18 protein-coding genes and 1 pseudogene are annotated in these 19,458 nt (G+C 69.6%); 6 read left to right on the top strand and 13 right to left on the bottom strand.

What is annotated here, in order from left to right; genetic code table 11:
* Nucleotides 1-132 precede the first annotated feature (132 nt).
* Both cydB and OHO83_RS03350 read right to left on the bottom strand, forming a co-directional pair.
* Nucleotides 133-1,134, bottom strand: coding sequence for a cytochrome d ubiquinol oxidase subunit II (cydB, locus tag OHO83_RS03355; RefSeq protein WP_330278619.1), 1,002 nt, complete (start codon nucleotides 1,132-1,134; stop codon nucleotides 133-135).
* A gap of 12 nt (nucleotides 1,135-1,146) precedes the next feature.
* Entirely contained in the window at nucleotides 1,147-2,685 is a 1,539-nt protein-coding gene (locus OHO83_RS03350) for a cytochrome ubiquinol oxidase subunit I (protein WP_330278618.1), read from the bottom strand.
* Nucleotides 2,686-2,886: 201 nt separating this feature from the next.
* On the opposite strand from OHO83_RS03350, the gene OHO83_RS03345 reads away from it, so the two are divergent.
* Nucleotides 2,887-3,105: a DUF1918 domain-containing protein gene (locus tag OHO83_RS03345; RefSeq protein WP_266679051.1), complete on the top strand. Its 219-nt coding sequence runs from the start codon at nucleotides 2,887-2,889 to the stop codon at nucleotides 3,103-3,105.
* 70 nt (nucleotides 3,106-3,175) lie between these two features.
* Here the strand turns inward: OHO83_RS03345 and OHO83_RS03340 are convergent, their stop codons facing one another.
* Entirely contained in the window at nucleotides 3,176-4,357 is a 1,182-nt protein-coding gene (locus OHO83_RS03340) for a baeRF3 domain-containing protein (protein WP_266679053.1), read from the bottom strand.
* Nucleotides 4,358-4,574: 217 nt separating this feature from the next.
* On the opposite strand from OHO83_RS03340, the gene OHO83_RS03335 reads away from it, so the two are divergent.
* On the top strand, nucleotides 4,575-4,754 hold the full coding sequence (locus OHO83_RS03335) for a hypothetical protein (RefSeq protein ID WP_266679055.1): 180 nt from the start codon (nucleotides 4,575-4,577) through the stop codon (nucleotides 4,752-4,754).
* Nucleotides 4,755-4,785: 31 nt separating this feature from the next.
* On the opposite strand, the gene OHO83_RS03330 is transcribed toward OHO83_RS03335, so the two are convergent.
* Both OHO83_RS03330 and OHO83_RS03325 read right to left on the bottom strand, forming a co-directional pair.
* Nucleotides 4,786-5,166: an NUDIX hydrolase gene (locus OHO83_RS03330; protein WP_330278617.1), complete on the bottom strand. Its 381-nt coding sequence runs from the start codon at nucleotides 5,164-5,166 to the stop codon at nucleotides 4,786-4,788.
* Between the two features lie 73 nt (nucleotides 5,167-5,239).
* Nucleotides 5,240-5,638: pseudogene (locus tag OHO83_RS03325) on the bottom strand (hypothetical protein); the annotation flags it as partial.
* Between the two features lie 371 nt (nucleotides 5,639-6,009).
* On the opposite strand from OHO83_RS03325, the gene OHO83_RS03320 reads away from it, so the two are divergent.
* Nucleotides 6,010-7,239, top strand: coding sequence for an RNA-guided endonuclease InsQ/TnpB family protein (locus OHO83_RS03320; protein WP_330278616.1), 1,230 nt, complete (start codon nucleotides 6,010-6,012; stop codon nucleotides 7,237-7,239).
* A 107-nt stretch (nucleotides 7,240-7,346) separates the two neighbouring features.
* On the opposite strand, the gene OHO83_RS03315 is transcribed toward OHO83_RS03320, so the two are convergent.
* Nucleotides 7,347-7,892: a GNAT family N-acetyltransferase gene (locus OHO83_RS03315; RefSeq protein ID WP_330278615.1), complete on the bottom strand. Its 546-nt coding sequence runs from the start codon at nucleotides 7,890-7,892 to the stop codon at nucleotides 7,347-7,349.
* Nucleotides 7,893-7,941: 49 nt separating this feature from the next.
* On the opposite strand from OHO83_RS03315, the gene OHO83_RS03310 reads away from it, so the two are divergent.
* Nucleotides 7,942-8,532 (top strand): TetR/AcrR family transcriptional regulator, encoded by a 591-nt coding sequence (locus tag OHO83_RS03310; RefSeq protein WP_330278614.1) that lies wholly within the window; start codon nucleotides 7,942-7,944, stop codon nucleotides 8,530-8,532.
* 13 nt (nucleotides 8,533-8,545) lie between these two features.
* Here OHO83_RS03310 and OHO83_RS03305 read toward each other — a convergent pair whose 3' ends face one another.
* Nucleotides 8,546-9,532 carry a LacI family DNA-binding transcriptional regulator gene (locus tag OHO83_RS03305; protein ID WP_266679065.1) on the bottom strand — a complete coding sequence of 329 codons (987 nt, stop codon included), beginning with the start codon at nucleotides 9,530-9,532 and terminating at the stop codon, nucleotides 8,546-8,548.
* A gap of 223 nt (nucleotides 9,533-9,755) precedes the next feature.
* Between OHO83_RS03305 and OHO83_RS03300 the strand changes: the two genes are divergently transcribed.
* Together OHO83_RS03300 and OHO83_RS03295 are read left to right on the top strand one after the other, a co-directional pair.
* Nucleotides 9,756-11,120, top strand: coding sequence for an NCS2 family permease (locus OHO83_RS03300; RefSeq protein WP_330278613.1), 1,365 nt, complete (start codon nucleotides 9,756-9,758; stop codon nucleotides 11,118-11,120).
* 29 nt (nucleotides 11,121-11,149) lie between these two features.
* A complete protein-coding gene (locus OHO83_RS03295; RefSeq protein ID WP_266679069.1) occupies nucleotides 11,150-12,859 on the top strand; it encodes an adenine deaminase C-terminal domain-containing protein in 1,710 nt (569 codons plus the stop codon).
* A gap of 63 nt (nucleotides 12,860-12,922) precedes the next feature.
* On the opposite strand, the gene OHO83_RS03290 is transcribed toward OHO83_RS03295, so the two are convergent.
* The 6 genes from OHO83_RS03290 to OHO83_RS03265 are packed head-to-tail and all read right to left on the bottom strand — an operon-like array spanning nucleotide 12,923 to nucleotide 19,406.
* Nucleotides 12,923-13,714, bottom strand: coding sequence for an ABC transporter ATP-binding protein (locus OHO83_RS03290; protein ID WP_329431983.1), 792 nt, complete (start codon nucleotides 13,712-13,714; stop codon nucleotides 12,923-12,925).
* Complete coding sequence (locus OHO83_RS03285; RefSeq protein ID WP_330278612.1) at nucleotides 13,711-14,769, bottom strand: ABC transporter ATP-binding protein; 1,059 nt, start codon at nucleotides 14,767-14,769, stop codon at nucleotides 13,711-13,713. The genes OHO83_RS03290 and OHO83_RS03285 overlap by 4 nt, the downstream gene beginning before the upstream one ends.
* The gene (locus OHO83_RS03280; protein WP_330278611.1) at nucleotides 14,766-15,632 is read right to left on the bottom strand and encodes an ABC transporter permease; all 867 of its coding nucleotides are present in this window, start codon (nucleotides 15,630-15,632) and stop codon (nucleotides 14,766-14,768) included. The genes OHO83_RS03285 and OHO83_RS03280 overlap by 4 nt, the downstream gene beginning before the upstream one ends.
* The gene (locus tag OHO83_RS03275) at nucleotides 15,629-16,561 is read right to left on the bottom strand and encodes an ABC transporter permease (RefSeq protein WP_329431980.1); all 933 of its coding nucleotides are present in this window, start codon (nucleotides 16,559-16,561) and stop codon (nucleotides 15,629-15,631) included. The genes OHO83_RS03280 and OHO83_RS03275 overlap by 4 nt, the downstream gene beginning before the upstream one ends.
* Complete coding sequence (locus tag OHO83_RS03270; RefSeq protein WP_330278610.1) at nucleotides 16,558-18,174, bottom strand: ABC transporter substrate-binding protein; 1,617 nt, start codon at nucleotides 18,172-18,174, stop codon at nucleotides 16,558-16,560. Before OHO83_RS03270 ends, OHO83_RS03275 begins: the two co-directional genes overlap by 4 nt.
* Nucleotides 18,171-19,406 carry an amidohydrolase family protein gene (locus OHO83_RS03265; RefSeq protein WP_330278609.1) on the bottom strand — a complete coding sequence of 412 codons (1,236 nt, stop codon included), beginning with the start codon at nucleotides 19,404-19,406 and terminating at the stop codon, nucleotides 18,171-18,173. The genes OHO83_RS03270 and OHO83_RS03265 overlap by 4 nt, the downstream gene beginning before the upstream one ends.
* Nucleotides 19,407-19,458 lie beyond the last annotated feature (52 nt).

Below are 19,458 nucleotides of genomic sequence, written 5' to 3'. Positions count from 1 at the left end.
TACGTGTGCCCCTTGAACGCCCGCACCACGATGTCGGCGGTGACCGGGCCACGAGGAGGGTCGCGCCCCCACCGAGGAAGGCGCGGGCGGTGCGGGCGTACGCCGACAGCCGGGGGCCGACCGGTCGCACGGTCAGTGGCCCGCCGGAATGTGCTGGACGCCGATCCGGCGGCGGAAGACCCAGTATGTCCAGCTCTGGTAGATCAGCACGATCGGCGTGAACACCGCCGCGACGATCGTCATCACCTTCAGCGTGTACGACGACGAAGCGGCGCTGGAGACCGTCAGTGACCAGCCGGGGTCGAGCGTCGACGGCATGACGTCCGGATACAGGGCCAGGAACAGGGTCGCGAACGCGGCCACGACGGTCAGCCCCGACAGTGTGAACGCCCAGCCGTCACGGCCGAGCCGGGTCATGACGAGGGCTCCGGCCAGGGCCACGAACGCCACGATCATCACGCCCAGGCTCCACCCGTTGCCCGAGTCCGCCTGCGTCCAGATCAGGAAGGCGATCAGCGACAGGCCTGCCATGGCACCCACTTGGATTGCCCGGGCCCTGGCACGGTCGCGGATCTCGCCGAGCGTCTTCAGCGCCGCGAAGACCGCGCCGTGGAAGACGAACAGCACCAGCGTCATGAAGCCGCCGAGGATCGCGTAACCGTCGAACAGATCCCCGAGGCCGCCCACGTACGACTTGTCCGCGTCGATCGCGAGGCCGCGGACCATGTTCGCGAAGATCACGCCCCAGAAGAAGGGCGGCAGCAAGGAGGTCCAGAAGGTGGCCTCCTCCCAGTTGCGCTGCCAGCGCGCACCGGACTGCTTGGCGCGGTACTCGAAGGCCACGCCCCGGACGATCAGGCAGAACAGGATGATCAGCAGCGGAATGTAGAAGCCGCTGAACATCGTGGCGTACCAGTCGGGGAAGGCCGCGAAGGTCGCACCGGCGGCCGTGATCACCCAGACCTCGTTGCCGTCCCACACCGGGCCGATGGTGTTGATCAGGACCCGGCGCTCGGTGCCGTTGCGGGCCAGCAGCTTGGTGAGGACACCGACGCCGAAGTCGAAGCCCTCGAGGAAGAAGTAGCCGATCCACAGGACGGCGATCAGGATGAACCAGAGATCGTGGAGGTGCATGACGATCCGTCCTCAGTACGCGTGGGCAAGGGGCTGGTCCGCGTCCTTCGCGGAGGGCCCGCGCAGGGTCGGGTCCTTGGTCGGCGGCTGTTCACCGGAGTCCGGGCCGGCCATGCCGTACTTGGCCATGAGCTTCACCCAGATCACCGCGAGTACCGCGTAGAGCACGGTGAACGCGGTCATCGAGCCGATCACCGTGCCGTTGGCGACGTTGGGGGAGTCGGCCTCGGCGGTGCGCATCAACTGGTAGACCACCCAGGGCTGGCGGCCCATCTCGGTGAAGATCCAGCCGAAGCTGTTGGCGACCAGCGGGAAGGCCATGGTGAGGATGCCGACCCGCCAGCTCCACCTGGTGAAGAAGGCGTTCATCTCGACCTTGTCGGTGAGCATCAGCATCGGCGGCTCGTCGTCGTCCGTCTTGTGCGGCTGGGTGAGCCAGAACTTCCGGCGTGTGGTCCACAGCCCGATCAGACCCACGACGAAGCTGGTCATCCCGAAGAAGATCATGAGGCGGAATCCCCAGTACGTCATGAAGATGTTCGGGATGAAGTCCTCCGGTTCACCGCCGAACTGGGCCGCCTCCTCACGGGCCCTGTCGTTGATGCCGGGGACGGGGGAGTGGAAGTTGTCCTTGGCGAGGAACGACAGCAGGCCCGGGATCTCCAGCGCGACGGTGTTGTGACCCTCGGAGACGTCGCCGATCGAGAAGATCGAGAAGGGAGCGGGACCCTGCGTGTCCCAGAGCGCCTCGGCGGCGGCCATCTTCATCGGCTGCTGCTCGAACATGACCTTGCCCAGCCGGTCCCCGCTGATCGCGGTGCCGAGCCCAGCGACGACCGCGATGATCAGGCCGACCCGCAGTGAGGTCCGCATCGGCGCGATGTTGCGGCGGTTGGTCTCCCTGCCGCGCTTGGCGCGCAGCAGGTGGTACGAGGAGAGACCGATCACCAGCGCGGAGCCGGTGAGGAACGCGGCGGTGACGGTGTGGAACATCTGTACCTGCGTGGTGTTCTGGAACAACACCCGGCCGATGTCGGTGAGCTGGGCCCGACCGGACTCCTTGTCGATCCGGTAGCCGACGGGGTGCTGCATGAAGGAGTTGGCCGCCAGAATGAAGTAGGCGGAGAGCAGGGTGCCGATGGCGACCAGCCAGATGCACGCGCAGTGCAGCTTCTTGGGAAGTCTGTCCCAGCCGAAGATCCACAGGCCGATGAATGTGGACTCGAAGAAGAAGGCGATCAGCGCCTCCATCGCCAGCGGTGCGCCGAAGACGTCGCCGACGAAGCGCGAGTAGTCGGACCAGTTCATGCCGAACTGGAACTCCTGGACGATGCCGGTGACGACGCCCATCGCGATATTGATGAGAAAGAGCCTGCCCCAGAACTTCGTGGCGTGAAAATACTTCGCGTTGCCCGTGCGCACCCAGGCCGTCTCGAAGCCCGCCACGATGGAGGCCAGACTGATCGTCAGCGGCACGAAGAGGAAGTGGTAGACGATGGTGATGCCGAACTGCCATCGCGCCATGGTCTCTTGAGCGATCGCTAGTACCACTGCACCTTCTCTCGACCGGATTTCCCCACATTCGGGCAAAAGCTATCTTTAGCACAAACCGGCGTCGAGCCCGGTGGAGCTGGGGCCAGGTGCAGGTGAGCAGTTTCCGCTCCGCTTGCGGATCGGCAACCATCGGGATTGAGTGGAATCAATGCCCCACATCAGAGGCGTCGGAAGCTGTCAGCATCAGAGGCTGATCACATGGAAGCCAAGAAGGGCGATTATCTGACCCTGCACGGCGTCAAGGGTGACCCGACCGTGAGGGTCGAGGAGATCATCTCCGGTACGAATCGGGATCTCTACCAGGTGAGCTTCGCGGACGGCCGTACCGCTGTCGTCGCGCCGGGCCCGAGGGTGGAAATGACACGCGGCAAGCGCGATACACACGTGATTGATGTTTCCGGTTCGCCGTATCTCTAGATTGCGCGAGGACAGAGCGAGAGACGGGACCCCAGTGGGGTCCCGTCTCTCGCGCTTTCGCCGGTGGGGATCAGTACCGCAGAAGCGCCGCCACGCCGCCGGCCTCCTGGAGCGTCCCGTCGGGCACGAACAGAACCCGGGCGTCGGCCGCGATCGCGTTGTCCACGAGTCGCTCGACGATGTCGGTGGCCACACCAAGTGCGTGCGCCGGCGGTTCCATGTCCTTCTTCGGGTCCGGCAGCGTCACCGGCTTCGGTACGTCCACGAGCTCCAGGACGCGGTCGGCCTCGGTGATGCGGCCCGCCAGCATCAGTCCCTCTTCCACCACCAGGCGGCGCACGCGCTTGTCCGCGACCGAGGTCCACACCTCGGGAGCGCCGCCGACGTACTTGCCCTGTCCACGCGCTTCGCCCAGCTCGGAGACTGCTTCGGCGACCTGCTGCGCGTAGAAGTCGGCGAGTACCGGCTGGAGCCGCTTCTCCAGGTCCTGAGCCGATTCCTTGTCCATGCCTGTGAGCGGCAATGTCCCGGCGATCAGATTCCCGTAGCGGGTGATGCTCTTGAACGTGGCGAGGATCTTGTCGCCGCCGATGACGAACAGCGGCAGTCCGTCGTGCTCCTCGAAGGACTGCCCCAGCCGCTTGTCCACGGTCCGCAGGTACTGCTCGACCCGCTCCTCATGTCCCTCGTACGGCGTGGAGTGGGGGATGGACCCGGGAATTGCATCCTCGGGCGACGGGATCTGCGGCTTGTCCGGCCACCCGTTCGTCTCCACTTCCTGCAGCCTTCGTACAGACCCGTGGTACAGACGGCACATTTCCTGGTCGAGGACAAGAACCAGGTACGGGCGGGAACGCTGCTCGGCGGCAACGAGGTAGCGCGTCAGGAATGTCGTGGCGAATTCCACGCGGGGTTCCACCGGTGCGAGCGATGTCATCCGCCATACCTGCACGGGCTCGTTCACGGCCACATAGACGACCATGGCGTCGTCCGGGTGGAAGGGATCGGTCGCGTGCTCGATCGCCGCGGGATCCAGCAGTTGATCCCGCAGTTCCAACCTCGTCTCCCGCTCCACGTCCGGGTCGTCCGCCAGCCGTCGCTTGGCCTCGGTGACCAGGTCGCGGATGAGGATTCGGTCCTTGTCGCTGAAGGGGAAATCCGGATCGGTCGGCGTGACCAACGTGATCGCGGGATACGGCCGCTTCTTGCTCAGGGCGGCACGGATTTCAGGAGTCAGCTCGGAGGTATGCACGATTTCAGCGTCGCATTGATCACCCGGAGACGCAGGGCGGAGACGCCCGACCGACGGGTAACGTGCTCGTGCCCCGCGGGGTGGGTTCGGCGCGCTCCTCCGTCACCGTCTCGACCCGCCGTCGTCGTCGGCAGCGGCGTACCGTGAAATCTACGGAATGCGCGACCGGAGAGCTCCGGGCCCGCGAAGCCGACGTGAGATGGCGAGGTGCCGAGTCATGAGCAAGAACTCACCGGCGAAAGGCCACCACGGAATAGGCGCCCGAGGGCAGGGAAAGCTGCTGTACTTCCACTCGCAGATCCCGCAGGCAGCCGTCAAGCAGGCGAAGGACCAGCTGCCCGGTAAGTCCCAGCAGCCCCACGATCACCGCAAGGCCAACGGCCGCTGGGCCCAGTGACGAGGTCCGGCCGCCCAGGCAAGTGGAGGGTTCACACAGGCGTGTGGCCCTCCAGGTAGTCGCGGACGACTCCGGGCGGCGTGATGCCGACCGCCTCAGCGACCGGAACCCAGTGGATCTGCTCCGGCGCGAGCCGCGCTCCGTCCGAGGGGTCCTCGGTCAGCAGCTGGCACAGAACAGCCGGCCCCGAATCTGCCCCAGCCGCCTGCGGTTCGAGCGTCGACGAACCGTCGACGAGGTAGCCGGTGAGCTCGTACACGAGGCGTGCGGCGGTGGCCTCCGCCGACTCGGCGGGCTCGGGAACACCGAACGGCAGTGCGCTGCCGTCCGGCTGTTCCACCAGGAGCAGGCGTCCGTTGTGGACGACGACCGCCTGAACCACTCCTTGGGTCGCCTGCTCCAGCGCCATCATCCGACCGCCCTCTCCCGGTTCCGCGTGATCCGTGTGCCCGTTGCGCGGGCCTTGCCTTCCTACCCCGCGAACGTCAATTCACGCTGACGGCACCGGATCGCGGCTCAGGGAGGGGCCGGAGTCCGACACGGGCGGCAGCGATCATCAGGTACGGGAAACTGCCGTTCCTGTACGCGGTGAGGAACGTGTCCTCGATGCCGGTGACCAGATGGTCGGCCTGCTCGCGCAGTTCCCGGTAGGGCAGCGCGGCCTCGGTGAGGTCCTCGACGTGCACGGGGACCGGGCGGTTGCGGGCCGTGGCGCGGAAGTAACTCCGACCGCGGGTGGATGTCGCAGATGTAGCTGGCGTTGATCAGGGACACCTCACGCGACGCCTGGCCGCAACTGCCGTTGCAACAGCCGGTGATGACCACGTAGCGGCCGCCGCGACGCAGCGCCGGGCGTGTTCGGCGAAGAGCAGCTCCAGCTCGACGCATGTGTGACGCGGAGGGGGCGATTTCGCGTCCTGGAAGTGGAAACCTGACGCATGCGGCACGCGGCCGGGCGGAACATGGTCGCGCGCCGTCCCGCACCACGGGAAGGTGTGCGCGGGACGCGTAGGGCATCGGGGGCGCGCAGTGTTGTGGGCCGCGGAGCGGGCCAACGTGTCGTAGGTGAGGGCTGCCGCGAAGCGGTGTGGTTGCCTTCCGGCGGGGCTGGACAGGGCCTGGGGCACAGGCGAACGCGTGAGATCGGAGAAGGGCCCTGCTCGGTGTCGGCGCTTACGTGATCACAAGAAGGCGTCGGTGATCAGTATGGATCTTCTCTCTGTTCGGTATCACCGCGCCGGTATGGTTTGCGTTCATGCAGCTGAGGTACAGCTTTCGCTTGTACCCGTCCCGCGGCCAACGGGCCGCTCTGGACCGGGCGTTCGGCTGCGCTCGCGTCGTCTACAACGACGCGGTACGCGCCCGGCGTGCCGCCCGCGAGAACAAGCTGCCCTTCCCGAAGATCGGCGCCCTGTCCCGCATCCTGATCACCGAGGCGAAGAAGACCCCGGAGCGGGCTTGGCTGGGCGAGGTCTCTTCGGTGGTGCTGCAGCAGTCCCTGCGCGACGCGGAGAGTGCGTACAGCAACTTCTTCGCCTCCCTCAGGAGCGAGCGCAAGGGCCCCAGGCTCGGGGAGCCGTCGTTCAAGTCCCGCAAGGACACCCGCCAGGCCATCCGGTTCACCGCGAACGCCCGCTGGAAACTCACCGACGCCGGACACCTCCTGCTCCCCAAGATCGGTGAGGTGAAGGTGCGGTGGTCGCGCACCCTGCCCATGGTGCCCTCGTCGGTCACGGTCATCAAGGACAGTGCCGAGCGGTACTTCGCCAGCTTTGACATCGACACCGACGCCGAAACCGACCAAGCCCGCTTCGAACCCGCTGACCCGGACCACCAGATCGGCATTGACCTGGGCCTGAAGCACTTCGCGATCCTCTCCGACGGCACAAAGATCGAAAACCCGCGGTTTCTGCGCCGGGCGGAGAAGAAGCTGAAGAAGGCGCAGCGGGAGCTGTCACGTAAGCAGAAGGGGTCGAGGAACCGGGCCAAGGCCCGCCTCAAGCTGGCCCGCACCCACGCGGCCGTCGCCGATGCCCGCCGCGAGTTCCACCACCAGCTCTCCACGCAGCTGATCCGCGAGAATCAAGCGATCGGTGTGGAAGACCTGGCGGTCAGGGCGGCGCGCACCCGGATGGCCAAGAGCGTGCACGATGCGGGCTGGTCCCAGTTCGTGACCATGCTCCATTACAAGGCGCAGCGGTACGGACGCACGCTGATCAAGATCGGACGGTTTGTGCCGACCTCTCAGACCTGTCACGTCTGCGACCGCATCGACGGCCCCAAGCCCCTGCACATTCGCGAGTGGACCTGTCCCGGCTGCCACACGGTGCACGACCGGGACATCAACTCGGCAATCAACGTGAAGAAGGCCGCCGGACTCGGTGGTCACAGCCTGTGGAGCGCAGGTAAGGCCACGGCCCCGGTCGTGGCACAGCGCAGCGAAACAGGAAGCCACGGACTCCCCGATGTCGCCCGCGTCGCGTAGCGGCGCAGCAACATCAGGGAAGGCCAGAATCCTCGGGCTTCAGCCCGAGGAGCAAGTCAATGGGGCAGCCGTTCCGGGCGGGGCGGCGCGGCGCCGCGGTGTCGTGGTTACCGGGTGCGCCATTCAGGGGCGAGAACCGCCCAGACCTGCTTGTCGTGGCGCGTTCCCTTGTAGGGCCAGGACTCGCGTCGCACACCCTCGAGTGTCATGCCGAGCCGCTTGGCCACCGCGGCGCTGCGCTCGTTGTCGGCCCGGCAGATCCACTCGGCGCGGTGCAGGCCCCGTGTGGTGAAGGCCCAGTCCAGCAAGGCGCCGCACGCCGGTGTGATGAGGCCATGGCCCTCGGCGCCGGGCTCCAGCCAGCAGCCGATCTCGCAGGAACCGGAGGCGGCGTCGAAGTCCACGAACATCACGCCGCCGACGAGCGTGCCGTCGAGCCAGATGCCGTAGAGGCGGCCGCCGTCCGCGGCCTGGCGCTCGGCGTACCGGCGCAGTGTGGCGCGCGCCCCGTCGACGTCGACGGTGACGAAGCCCGCCCCGACCCACGGCCGGATGTGCTCGCGGGCCCGGTCCAGGTGGGCGGCGAACTCCTCGGCGTGCCATATCTCGAGCGGGGCGAGACGGGCGTCGTCCCGCAGGGGGAGAGAGAACATGTGGGACCTCATTCACACAACAAGCGTTTTGGCTATGTACCGTAGCAGCATGCCACGTACCAAGGGGGACCATGAGGCCCGTCGCCGTGACGTCTCCGAAGCGGTCTGGCGGGTGCTGGTCGCGCACGGATTCGGCGGCCTGACCATGCGCGCGGTCGCCGCCGAACTCGACGCGTCCACCGGCCTGCTCACCCACTACTTCCCGGCCAAGCGCGACCTGGTCGCGTACGCCCTCGACCTGCTCGAGCAGCGGACCGTCTCGCGTCCCCGGCCTCCCGCGGGGGAGGGACTTGCCGCGCTGAAGACCGCCCTGATGGGCATCCTGCCGCTGACCGGCGAGGCCACCGACAGCAACCGGATCTGGGTGTCCTCCTGGGACACCGCGCTCGCGGACCCCGGGCTGAGCGAGGACTACGCGGGCAAGTACGCGCGAAGCCGCGCCAAGCTCCGCGACCTGGTCGTGGCCGCTCAGGAGGCGGGCGAGCTGCCCGACGGGGACCCGGCGCGCATCGCGGCCGGTGCCCAGGCCTTCGTGCTCGGCCTGGTGGTGCAGGCCCTGTTCGACCCCGAGGCGTTCCCGCCCCGTCGCCAGGCCGGGCTTCTGGAGGACTACCTGGACGCGCTGGCCCGCACAGCGTGAAGGGGCGCCGGGACTACCGGAGTGCCGGCGTCGCGGGCGGGGCCGTCGACGCGCGCAGGACCGGCCGGGCCGGCAGGCGGGAGGTGACCGTGACGTGGTGGCCCGCGAGCAGGTCGATGAGGCGCGTGACGGCGAGTGCGCCCACCTCCTCCACCGGGACGTCGAGTGCGGTCACGGGAGGTGTCGTGGACCTGAGGCTGCTCAGGTCGTCGGCCGCGGCCAGGCTGACGTCCTCGGGCACCCGGCGATTCGCCGCCGCGAGTCCGTGCAGCAGGCCGAGCGTCAGATAGCTGTTGTAGGCGAGCACGGCCGTGGCGTCGCGGGGAAGGGCGCGGGCGGCCTCTGTCCCCGCGTCGAACGTGGGGGGCAGGGGGCCCAAGACATGCAGCCGGGCCTTCGCCTGCTCCGCGCGCTGCGTCAGGATCGCGGACCGCTGCCCGTCGGCCCAGGAACCGGCGGGGCCGGAGACGTAGGCGATGTCCCGGTGTCCCTGGTCGAGGAGGTGGTCCATGAGCTGGGCCAGACCCGTCGCCGTGTCGGCGACGACTGCGGGCAGCCGGCCCACCTGGCGGTCGACCAGCACCAGGGGGAAGCGTCGCGAGCGTTCCCGCAGCGCGGCGTCGGTGCCCACCGGCGTGACCATGATCAGCCCGTCGGCCTGCTCCGCGAGGCGGTCGGCGAGCTCGGCCTCTCGCGTGGGGTCGTACTCCGAGACGGCGATCAGGAGGTGATGGTCGGTCTTCTCGGCGGTCTGCTGGGCGCCCATCACGAGCGGCGCGAAGAACGGGTTGGAGAGTGTCGGCACGACCAGGCCGACCAGTCCCGTCCGCCCGGTGGTCAGCGCGCGGGCGGCGGCGTTCGGGTGGAAGCCGAGGCGCTGCGCGGCGTCCAGCACGCGCAGGCGCGTGGGTTCCGCGACCAGCTCGGGGCGCTGCAGGGCCCTTGAGGCCGTGGCCTTGGACACCCCCGCCGCGCGCGCCACATCCATCAGCGTCGCCATCGCCGCCCCCTGTCTGACGTGCCCGCCGGGTGTGCGCGGGGCCCTGTGTTCACATTCGCTTTACGGCATGTCATCATACCTGCAACCGGTCTCTGCAACCGGTTACAGAACCCGGTTGCAGAGACCTGGCCCAAGCCGGGTGCCCCCACCTCCCGCGAGCCCTCCCCGCGCCGACGCCGCCGCAGGCCGTCCTGCCCGACCCTCATCCCCGCCGAGGTTTCGTATGCCACCCACCGCTCCGACCACCGGCGAGCAGACCGCCGTCACGACCGAGCCACCCGTCTCGCGCGTCGAACGGCTCTTCAGCGTTCGCGGCCGCGGCAGCACCCACCGCACCGAACTCGTGGCGGGCGCCTCGATGTTCATGGCCGCCGCCTACGCCGTGGTCGTCGTGCCCGGCCAGCTGGCCGGCGCCGGTGTGCCGCACGGCGCCGCCACCACCGCCGTCATCATCGCGATAGCCCTGGCCACCCTGGCGATGGGCCTGATAGCCAACCTGCCCTTCGTCGTCGCCCCAGGCCTCGGCGGAGTGGCGCTCGTCGCCTTCACCATCGTCGGCCAGGACCACGTCCCCTGGGACACGGCGCTCGGCATGGTGTTCTGGTCCGGTGCGGCCTTCCTGGTGCTCACCCTCCTCGGCATCCGCGACCTCGTCACGCGTCTGATGCCGATGCACCTCAAGTACGCCGTCAGCGGCGGCCTCGGCCTCTACATCGCCCTCATCGGATTCCGGGACGCGGACCTCGTCGTCGGCAACGCCGACAAGGCGGCCCTCGCCGTCGGTGACCTGTCCAAGCCCGCGGGGCTACTGGCCCTGGCCGGGCTGCTGCTGCTCACCGCGCTCGCGTCGCGCAAGGTGCCCGGCGCGTTCCTCATCACCATCGCGGCGGTGACGGTCGCCGGCATCCCGCTGGGCGTGACCGAGGTCCCCGGCAGCCTCTTCTCGGCGCCGGACTCGCCCGGCCCGCTGGTCTTCCACATCGACATCCTCGGAGCCCTCAAGCCCGAGTACTTCCCGTACATCTTCGCCTTCTTCGTGTCGGAGTTCTTCTCCATGACCGGGACGCTGCTGGCCGTGGCCGGACGGGCCGGGCTCCTCGACAAGGACGGCAACATTCCCGGCTCCCGCCGACCGTTCCTCGTCGACTCCGTCTCCGTGATGGGCGGGGCCGCCGTCGGCGCGCCCTCGATGACGGCCTACCTGGAATCGTCGGCCGGCGCCGACTCGGGAGGCAGGACCGGCCTCGCGTCGGTGTGGGCGGCGTGCGGCTTCGGCCTCCTGCTGCTGGTCACCCCGTTCGCGACGCTGATCCCGTCCGCGGCCACGGCGCCCGTCCTCATGTACATCGGGCTGAACATGCTCGGCGCGCTCAAGAACGTCGACTTCAAGGACCCGACGCACGCCGTTCCCGCGGCGCTGACCGTCGCGACCACCTTGTTCTTCGGCAACTTCGGCACCGGCATCGCGACGGGCCTGGCCGCGCACGTCCTGGTCAAGACTGTCAGCGGACGGATCCGCGAGGTGGCCTGGCCGCTGTGGATCGTGATGATCCCGCTCGGCTACTACTTCTACACCCTCGTCCCGTGACGGCACCGTCCACGAAGGAGCACGACGACATGAGTGAACAGCACGACCTCCGGATCTTCGGCGGGAGCGTGGTGTCCACCTTCACCGGCGAGGAGTTCCCCGCGGACGTACTGGTCCGGGGGAGCGAGATCAGCGCCGTGCTGCCGCCGGGCACGCCCGCCGAGGCGCGCGAGGAGATCGACGCCACCGGCATGCGGATCGTCCCCGGTTTCGTGGACGCCCACATGCACATCGAGAGCGCCTTCCTCACACCGCAGCAGTTCGCCGCCGTGACGCTGGCCCGAGGCACCACCACCGTCCTCGCCGACCCGCACGAGATCGTCAACGTCGCGGGCCGGGACGCCATGCGGTGGATGATCGACGCCGGAGACCGGACGCCGCAGACCCAGCTGTGGGGCGTGCCCTCGTGCGTACCCGCGCTGGAAGGCCTTGAGCATGCCGGTGCTGCGCTGTCCGCCGACGACATCGCGGAGATGCTGCGCTGGCCGGGCGTGGTGGCGCTGGGCGAGGTCATGGACTACCGGGCGGTCGTGGCCGGTGATCCGCGGATGGCCGCGGTCACCGCCGCCGCCCGGGACCGGGGAACGATCCTGGACGGCCACTGCCCCAACCTCAGCGGCGCCGAACTCAGCGCCTACCTGGCCACGGGCGTGGACTCCGACCACACCAAGAACCGCACCGAAGTGGTCCTGGAGAAGGCCCGTCTGGGCATGACGATGATGCTCCAGGAGAAGTGCCTCGACGAGGACGTCGCGAAGGCACTGCTCGCGCTGCCCCAGCTGCCGCCGCTGTGTCTCGTGACCGACGACCTGGCGGCCGACCACATCGTCACCGAGGGACACCTCGACCACATCGCCCGCGTGGCGGTCGCGGCCGGCTTCCCGCCGCACGTCGTCCTGCGCGCGCTGACCTGGACCCCGGCCCAGCGGTTGCGGCTGTACGACCGGGGCGTCGTCTCGCCGGGCAAGCGCGCCGACCTGGTCCTCCTGCGCGGCGAACTCGCCGCGTTCGACCCGGCCGTCGTGCTGGCCGGCGGCCAGGTCGTGGGCAGGGACGGAACCGCGGTCTACGAGGCACGGTCCGGGGAGGCCGGCGCCCTGGGGGGCCGGGTCGACGTGGAGGCGCAGGATGAGGACGGGTTCCGCTGGCGCGTCGACCTGCCCGACGGGACGCACCGGTTCCGGGCCATGCGCGTGAACCCGCGGGACACCTACACCGAGGCAGCCGAGATCGAACTCCCCGTGTCCGGCGGCGAAGTGGCGTGGGAGGGCAGGACCGTACTGGTCCGCGTCCGCAATCGCCACGGCCGTGACGGAGTCGTCTTCGCGCCGCTGCTCGGCCGGGACCTGGCCGAGGGCGCCGTGGCCACCACGTACGCCCACGACAGCCACAACCTGGTGACGATCGGTACGTCCCGTGCGGCGATGGCCGCGGCGTCGGCGACCGTTGTGGCCGACGGAGGCGGCGTGGCCGTCGTCCGGGGCGCCGCCGGCGAGAACGTGGCGGCGCGGATGCCGCTGCCGGTGGGCGGCGTGCTGTCGGCCCGGCCGGCCGCGCGGGTCGCCGAGGAGGCGGGCGCCGTGCGGGCCGCCCTGGAGACGTGGGGTTGGGAACACCTCAACCCGTTCATGAGCGTGTCCACGCTCACGCTCGCCGTGTCCCCCGCGCTGAAGATCACTGACCGGTCACTGGTGGACGTCGTGCGGCGCGCGCCGGTGGGGGCGACGGTCGGTTCCTGAAGGGGACCGGGGGAGCGGCGGCCTGTGTCGGCGACGTCCGGCCGCCCCTCCCCCTCACGACGCTCAGGCCGGTTGCCTCCGAGCCGGCTTCCAGCCCGGGCGCGGGACCGCCGCGCGCAGTGCCCGGGTGTACTCCTCCTGGGGGTCGCGCAGCAGGTCGCGGGTGTCCCCGCGCTCGACGATCCGGCCGCCGGACATCACGACCGCGAAGTCGCTGATCTGGTGGACCACGGCGAGGTCGTGCGAGATGAACACGTAGCTGATGCCGCTGCGTTCGCGGATGTCGGCGAGCAGATTGAGGATCTGCGCCTGGATGGACACGTCGAGCGCGGCCACCGCCTCGTCCAGTACGAGCACCTCCGGTTCGACGGCGATGGCGCGGGCGATGGCGACGCGCTGCCGCTGCCCGCCGGACAGCTGGCGGGGGAGCATGGCCGCATGCCGCTCGGCCAGTCCGACCGCTTCGAGCAACTCCAGGGCCCGCCTGCGCCGTTCGGCGGGAGTCAGCGGGAAATGAAGGGCGAGGCTGGTCTCCACGACGTCGCCGATCCGCTGGAGCTTGTCGAGTGACGAGTAGGGGTCCTGGAACACGATCTGGATCTCCCGGGCGCGCCTGCGGCGTTCCGCCGACGACACCCGCCCGCCGCGACGCGGCCGGCCGCACACGCTGATCGATCCGCCGGAGGGGGTCTCCAGGCCGACCAGCATCCGCGCGACCGTCGTCTTGCCGGAGCCGGACTCGCCGACCACTGCCAGCGACTGGCCGCGCGAGAGCGTGAAGGAGACGTCGTCGACGGCGACCGCCTGCCCGAACTCCTTGCGCAGACCGGCCGCCTCGATCACGTAGTCGCTCATGACTCTCCCTGCAAGGTGAGTTCGCCGGCCCGCGTGCACGCCACGCGCGCCCCCTCCAGTTCCACCACGGCCGGGCGCCCGTCCGCACAGTACGGCCGCGCATGCGCGCAGCGCGGCGCGAACGCGCAGCCGTCGTCCGCCTCGAACGCGGCAAGCGGCCTGCCGGGGATGACCGGCAGCCGGTGGACGACCTCGTCGATGCTCGGCCGCGAGAGCATCAGCCCGGAGGTGTACGGGTGCCGCGGCGTCGCCGTCAGCGCGCCGGCGGCCTGGGTCTCCACGATCCGGCCCGCGTACATGACGGCCAGCCGGTCGCAGGTGGCCGCCGCCAGCTCCAGGTCATGGGTGATCAGCAGCATGGCCATGCCGCGCTCCCGCCGCAGCTCGTCGAGGATGGCCATGACCTCGGACTGCGTGGTCACGTCCAGAGCGGTGGTCGGCTCGTCCGCCAGCACCAGATCGGGCTCGACGGCGAGGACCGACGCGATCATGACGCGTTGCAGAAGCCCGCCGGACAGCTCGTGCGGGTACTGGCGCATCCGCCGCTCGCCGTCTGCGATGCCGACGTCCGACATGAGCCGCACCGCCCGAGCTGTCGCCTCCGGGACGGGAACGTCCAGGTTGGCGATCATGGCTTCGGTGAGGAAATCGCCGATGCTGCGCACCGGATTGATGTGCGCCCGCGGATCCTGGAAGACCATCGCGATGCGCCGGGCCCGCAGACCGCGCAGCGCCCGCCGGTCCATGCCGGTCACCCGGATCCCGTCGAAGACGATGTCACCGGTGACGCGCGCTCCCGGCGGTGTCAGCCCGAGGATCGTCCGGGCCGTCATGGACTTGCCCGAGCCGGACTCGCCGACCAGGCCCACGGCTTCACCCCGGCCGATCGAGAGGTCGACCTCCTCGACGAGCGGCCGCCAGTCCCGGCCGGCCGGGACCGCGAGCCCAAGCCCTCGCAGATCGAGCAGATCGCCCCCGGTCAGAGCCTTGTCCTCCTGGCCCTTCTCCGGGTGACTCTTCTCCGGCCGGTCCCTCTCGCGCTTCAGGAGATTCACCGCTGGTCACCTTCCTTGCCGAGACGGTCGCCGAGCACGATCACCGCGGCGACCACCAGCACGATCAACAGGCCCGCGCCCAGCGCCTCCAGCGGCTGTCCGCGCGTCGCGCTGTCGAGTCCGCTCTTGACCATGAGCCCCCAGTCGGCGGTCGGCGGCTGCACACCGAGCCCCAGGAAGGAGATCGCCGCGAGGTCGATGACCGCGAAGCCCAGGGCGGACACCGACTGGGCGACGATGATCGGCCGCAGATTGGGCAGCAGGTGGCGTACGCAGATCGCGAACGCGGACCGGCCCTGGACCCAGGCCGCCGCCACATAGGGCATGTTGCGCTCCCGCAGCGCCGCACTGCGCACCACCCGCGCCACGTAAGGGGTGTAGGCGACGGCGAGGCCGAGGACGACGCCGGTGACGCCGGGGCCGAGTACGGCCACGGTGATCAGGGCGAACACGATGCCCGGGACCGCGAACAGCACGTCCAGCAGGCGCGAGACGACCGCGTCCACCTTGCCGCCCGCCCACGCCGCGGTGACCGCCAGCGCGGTGCCGACGACGGTCGACAGGCAGATGATGAGGACCGGACCGCTCAACGTCGTGCGGGCGCCCCACATCAGCCGTGACAGCACGTCCCGGCCGAGGGCGTCACCGCCCAGGGGATGGGCGGCGGAGGAACCGCCCAGCGAGTTGAACAGGTCCGGCTGGTCGGGGTCGTAGGGAGCGAGGACGGGCGCGAGCAGCGTGACCGTCAGTACCACGGCGAGCAGTGCCGCCGCGGCGACGCCGGGCACGCCCAGTGTCCGCACCGCACGGGACGGGCTGAACCTGTCGAGTGTCCCGCGGACGCGGGTGGCCACGGCGGTCATCGGGACATCCGCGGGTCGAGGGCTTTGTAGCACAGGTCCACCACGAGGTTGATGAGGACGAAGGCGGCGACGAGAACGAGGACGACGGCCTGTACGACCGCGAAGTCGCGCTGCAGGATCGCCCGTACGAACAGGGAGCCGAGGCCGTCGAGGGCGAACACGTTCTCCACGACGACCGAGCCGGCGATGAGACTGGCCACGGTCAGACCGGTGACGGTGATGACTGGGATCGACGCGTTGCGCAGCACGTGCCGGCGGATGACGAGTGCTTCGGCGATGCCGCGGCTGCGGGCGGTCTCCACGTGCTCCCGCCCCAGCTCCTCGCGGACCGAGGCGCGGGTGATGCGGGCGAGGAAGGCGGCGCTGCCGAGGCTGAGGGTGATCGCCGGGAGCGTCAGGTGATACAGCCGGCCGAACAGGCCTTCCCCCGGCCCGAACACCGGGAACCAGCCCAGGCCCAGGGCGAACACGATCACGAGGAGCACACCGATCACGAACGTCGGAGTGGCGAGGAACGCCGAGGAGACCGCGCTGATGACGGCGTCCACCCGGCCCCGGCGCAGACCGGCCAGCACACCGCCCGCCACACCGACCACGACGATCAGGACGGTGGAGTAGCCGACCAGGAACGTGGTGGTCGCCGCGCGGGCGGCCATCAGGCCCGAGACGTGCTGCCGGTACACGAGGGAGCTGCCGAAGTCGCCGCGCACGGCGTCACCGAGCCACGCCGCGTAGCGGACCAGGAAGGGGTCGTCGAGCCGGTACTGGGCCCGGATGGCTGCGATCTGCTCGGGCGTGCCGCTGCGGTTGCCGAGCAGGAACGCCATCGGTCCACCGGGTACGAGGTAGAGCAGTCCGTAGACGAGGAACGAGGCGACGACCAGGACCACGGCCAGCGCGATCAACTTCCGTAGCAGGTAGGTGGTCATCTGGCCCCCAGCCCTGCGGCCCACGGGTAGTACAGGTAGGGGAAGGACGGCACGGCGCCGGTGACCCGCTTGTTCATGTAGAGGATCACGGGGAGGTTGTTCAGCGGCATCCACACCACGTCGCGGGTCACCTTCTCCTGGATCCCGGTGACGAGCGACGCCCGCGCCGCCGGATCGCCCTCGGCCCGCGCCTTGGCGATGGCGCCGTCAACTGCCTTGTAGTCGCTGAAGTTCGTCCGCCCGCCCTTGCGGAACACGGTGTAGATGTCCAGTGGATCGGGCACGTTGCCGTACCAGGTGCTGAGGAAGGCGTCGATGCCCTTGCGGGCCTTGGGATCGCTGTAGAGGTTGCCGTACTGCTCGACCGGGACGACCCTGATCTCGATGTCGAGGCCGAGCGCTTCGCCGGTGGCCTTCAGCAGGTTGGCTGTCTGCTCGTGCACGGCCGAACTGCCCTGGACACCGATCACGATGGGCTTCGTGGGCGAGCCGGCCTGGACGAGAAGCTCCTTGGCCTTCGCGAGATCGGTGGTCTCGGGCGGCAGGGCCTCGTACGCCTTCTGGTACGTCTTGCGCTCGTAGCCCCAGTAGTCGCTCCCCGTCAGCGCTCGCTGGGGGGAGGCCGTGCCCTGGAAGACGACCTTGGAGATCGCCGCGCGGTCCAGCGCGAGCGACAGGGCCTGGCGCACCCTCGGGTCGGCGTAGGGGCCCGACTTCGCCGAGCCCAGCAGCGCCCAGAAGGTGAGGGAACGGCCCAGGGTCACCGAGCCGGTGGTGGACTTCTGGAGCTGACCGAGTCCCGCCGGCGGCAGATAGAAGTACTGCCCGTCGACCTCGCCGGAGCGCAGGGCGTTGACGGCGGTCGTCTCGTCGGCGATGAACCGCAGGACCAGGGACTCGGACTTGGCCCTGAGCGCCTTGTCCCAGTAGTGGTCGTTGCGGGTGAGCGTCATCGAGTCGCCCGACTTCCAGTCATGGAACTCGAACGGCCCGGTGCACATCACGCCGCTGGACGGCGAGCCGAGCGACTTGCCGGCCTGGTCGAGGAACTTCTTCTGCACGACGGCGCCGGCGCCGGTGGCCATCGCCTGGTTGAACAGGGCGTCAGGCTGCTTGAGGGTCACCGTGACCTGCATGGAGCCGGTGGCACGCACCGACTTGACGGTGTTGAAGTAGTCGCCCCACCAGGTGCCGAGCTTCGGGTCGAGGTGCCGGCGCAGGCTCGCCGCGACGTCGTCGGCGGTCAGCGGATCGGCGTTCCAGAACGTCACGCCCTTGCGGATCGTGTACACCCAGGTGGTGGGGGTCGGGTTGGCGGCCTTGACGGCCAGACCCGGCTTGATCTTGAAGTCCGGGGTCAGCCGCAGCAGGCTCTCGCACATGTTGGCGAGCGCGGTGTTCTCCGCGTAGTTGAAAGAGCGGATCGGGTCCAGGGTCTGCGGCTCGTAGGGGAGGTTCCACGTCACCTTGCCGAGCCCCTTGGCGGCGGCGGGGGTGGTGGTCTTGAGGTCGAGCTTCGCCGGGGCGGCGTCCTGCTGCGGTTGTTGAGCTCCGGAGGTGCAGGCGGCGAGCGTCAGGACGAGGCCGATCACGGGGAGAGCGCGGCGCATCATCGGGAGGCCCCCTCGACGAGTCGGTCGCCTGCGGCGCGCTGCTGCCCGCCGACGGCCAGCTGCCCGTCGCGGGCGATCACACGGCCCGCGCGGACGACGAGGGACGGGACGGGCCGGTCCACGACGACCTGCGCCACGGAGTCGCCGGGAAGCAGGACGAAGTCGGCGGGGTCACCGACGCGCAGCTCCGTCCGCTCAAGGCCCAGGAGCGCGGCGCCCCCGTGGGCCACGACGGCGTAGCACGCGGCGAGTTCGGCGTCCGTGCGCGCGTCGGTGCGGTACGCGAGGAGATGGGCCCGCGTGATCATGTCGCCGTCGCCGAACGGTGTCCATGGGTCGCGTACGCCGTCGGAGCCCGCGGCGACCAGCACTCCGAGCTCGCCCAGCGGACCGAAGGGGACGACGGGATCGGCGCCCAGGGCGCAGGTCGTCAGGGACACGCCCGCCTCGGCGAGGATCTCGCCGACCCGCGTCAGCTCGTCGCCGGCGAGGTCGGCGACGCAGAAGGCGTGGCTGACCGTGACGCGTCCCTGCATGCCGTGCGTCACCGTACGGCGGGCGATCTCGGTGACCTGTTCGATACCGGACGGACCGCCGTCGTGCAGGTGGATGTCCAGCGGGACGGCCGCCCTCTCGGACAGGCCGAACAGGACGTCCAACTGCCCGTGCATGTCCCCGTCCACGCCCACGGGATCCAGTCCGCCGAGCACGTCGGCACCCTCGGACAGGGCCTTCTCGAGAAGCTCGGCCGTCCCCGGCTCGGTGAGCAGGCCGAGCTGGGGGAAGGCCACCACCTGCACGTCGAGCAGGTCGGCGCGCGAGGTCGCGGCGGCACGGACGCCGTGCACATTGGACAGCCCATGGACGGGCGCGACGTCGACATGCGCTCGCATCGCGCGGGTGCCGCGGGTGATGGCACGGTCCATGAGCGCACCGGCTCGGTCCTCGGCCGGCGCCGGCATGGCGGCTCGCGCGGCCACATCGCCGTCGATCAGTTCCCGCAGGCTCGACGCGGGAGTGCGGCTGAGCCAGGTCTGGCCCCAGGTGGTCTTGTCGGGATGGATATGCGCGTCGACCGGCGAAGGCAGGGCCAAGGCGCCGCCGCCGTCCACGACTTCGTACTCTTCAGGCAGAGCGGGAGGGGTGATGGCGGCGATACGCCCGTCGGCGACCAGAACGTCGCGGGGCTGCCCGCCGTCCAGACGTATTGCGGTGAACAAGATGTGCGTCATGACGGCATTACTCCTTCGTTGGAGACGACCGACCGTTAGAGTTATCAGGTCA

The organism is Streptomyces sp. NBC_00569 (genome assembly GCF_036345255.1).
Taxonomy (GTDB): Bacteria; Actinomycetota; Actinomycetes; order Streptomycetales; family Streptomycetaceae; genus Streptomyces.
This window is presented reverse-complemented; position numbering and strand designations above follow the sequence as displayed.

Coding starts and splice junctions, on each gene's coding strand:
- cydB (WP_330278619.1), bottom strand. CDS start 1,134: ATGCACCTCCACGATCTCTGGTTCATCCTGATCGCCGTCCTGTGGATC.
- OHO83_RS03345 (WP_266679051.1), top strand. CDS start 2,887: ATGGAAGCCAAGAAGGGCGATTATCTGACCCTGCACGGCGTCAAGGGT.
- OHO83_RS03335 (WP_266679055.1), top strand. CDS start 4,575: ATGAGCAAGAACTCACCGGCGAAAGGCCACCACGGAATAGGCGCCCGA.
- OHO83_RS03330 (WP_330278617.1), bottom strand. CDS start 5,166: ATGATGGCGCTGGAGCAGGCGACCCAAGGAGTGGTTCAGGCGGTCGTC.
- OHO83_RS03320 (WP_330278616.1), top strand. CDS start 6,010: ATGCAGCTGAGGTACAGCTTTCGCTTGTACCCGTCCCGCGGCCAACGG.
- OHO83_RS03315 (WP_330278615.1), bottom strand. CDS start 7,892: ATGTTCTCTCTCCCCCTGCGGGACGACGCCCGTCTCGCCCCGCTCGAG.
- OHO83_RS03310 (WP_330278614.1), top strand. CDS start 7,942: ATGCCACGTACCAAGGGGGACCATGAGGCCCGTCGCCGTGACGTCTCC.
- OHO83_RS03305 (WP_266679065.1), bottom strand. CDS start 9,532: ATGGCGACGCTGATGGATGTGGCGCGCGCGGCGGGGGTGTCCAAGGCC.
- OHO83_RS03300 (WP_330278613.1), top strand. CDS start 9,756: ATGCCACCCACCGCTCCGACCACCGGCGAGCAGACCGCCGTCACGACC.
- OHO83_RS03295 (WP_266679069.1), top strand. CDS start 11,150: ATGAGTGAACAGCACGACCTCCGGATCTTCGGCGGGAGCGTGGTGTCC.
- OHO83_RS03290 (WP_329431983.1), bottom strand. CDS start 13,714: ATGAGCGACTACGTGATCGAGGCGGCCGGTCTGCGCAAGGAGTTCGGG.
- OHO83_RS03280 (WP_330278611.1), bottom strand. CDS start 15,632: ATGACCGCCGTGGCCACCCGCGTCCGCGGGACACTCGACAGGTTCAGC.
- OHO83_RS03275 (WP_329431980.1), bottom strand. CDS start 16,561: ATGACCACCTACCTGCTACGGAAGTTGATCGCGCTGGCCGTGGTCCTG.
- OHO83_RS03270 (WP_330278610.1), bottom strand. CDS start 18,174: ATGATGCGCCGCGCTCTCCCCGTGATCGGCCTCGTCCTGACGCTCGCC.
- OHO83_RS03265 (WP_330278609.1), bottom strand. CDS start 19,406: ATGACGCACATCTTGTTCACCGCAATACGTCTGGACGGCGGGCAGCCC.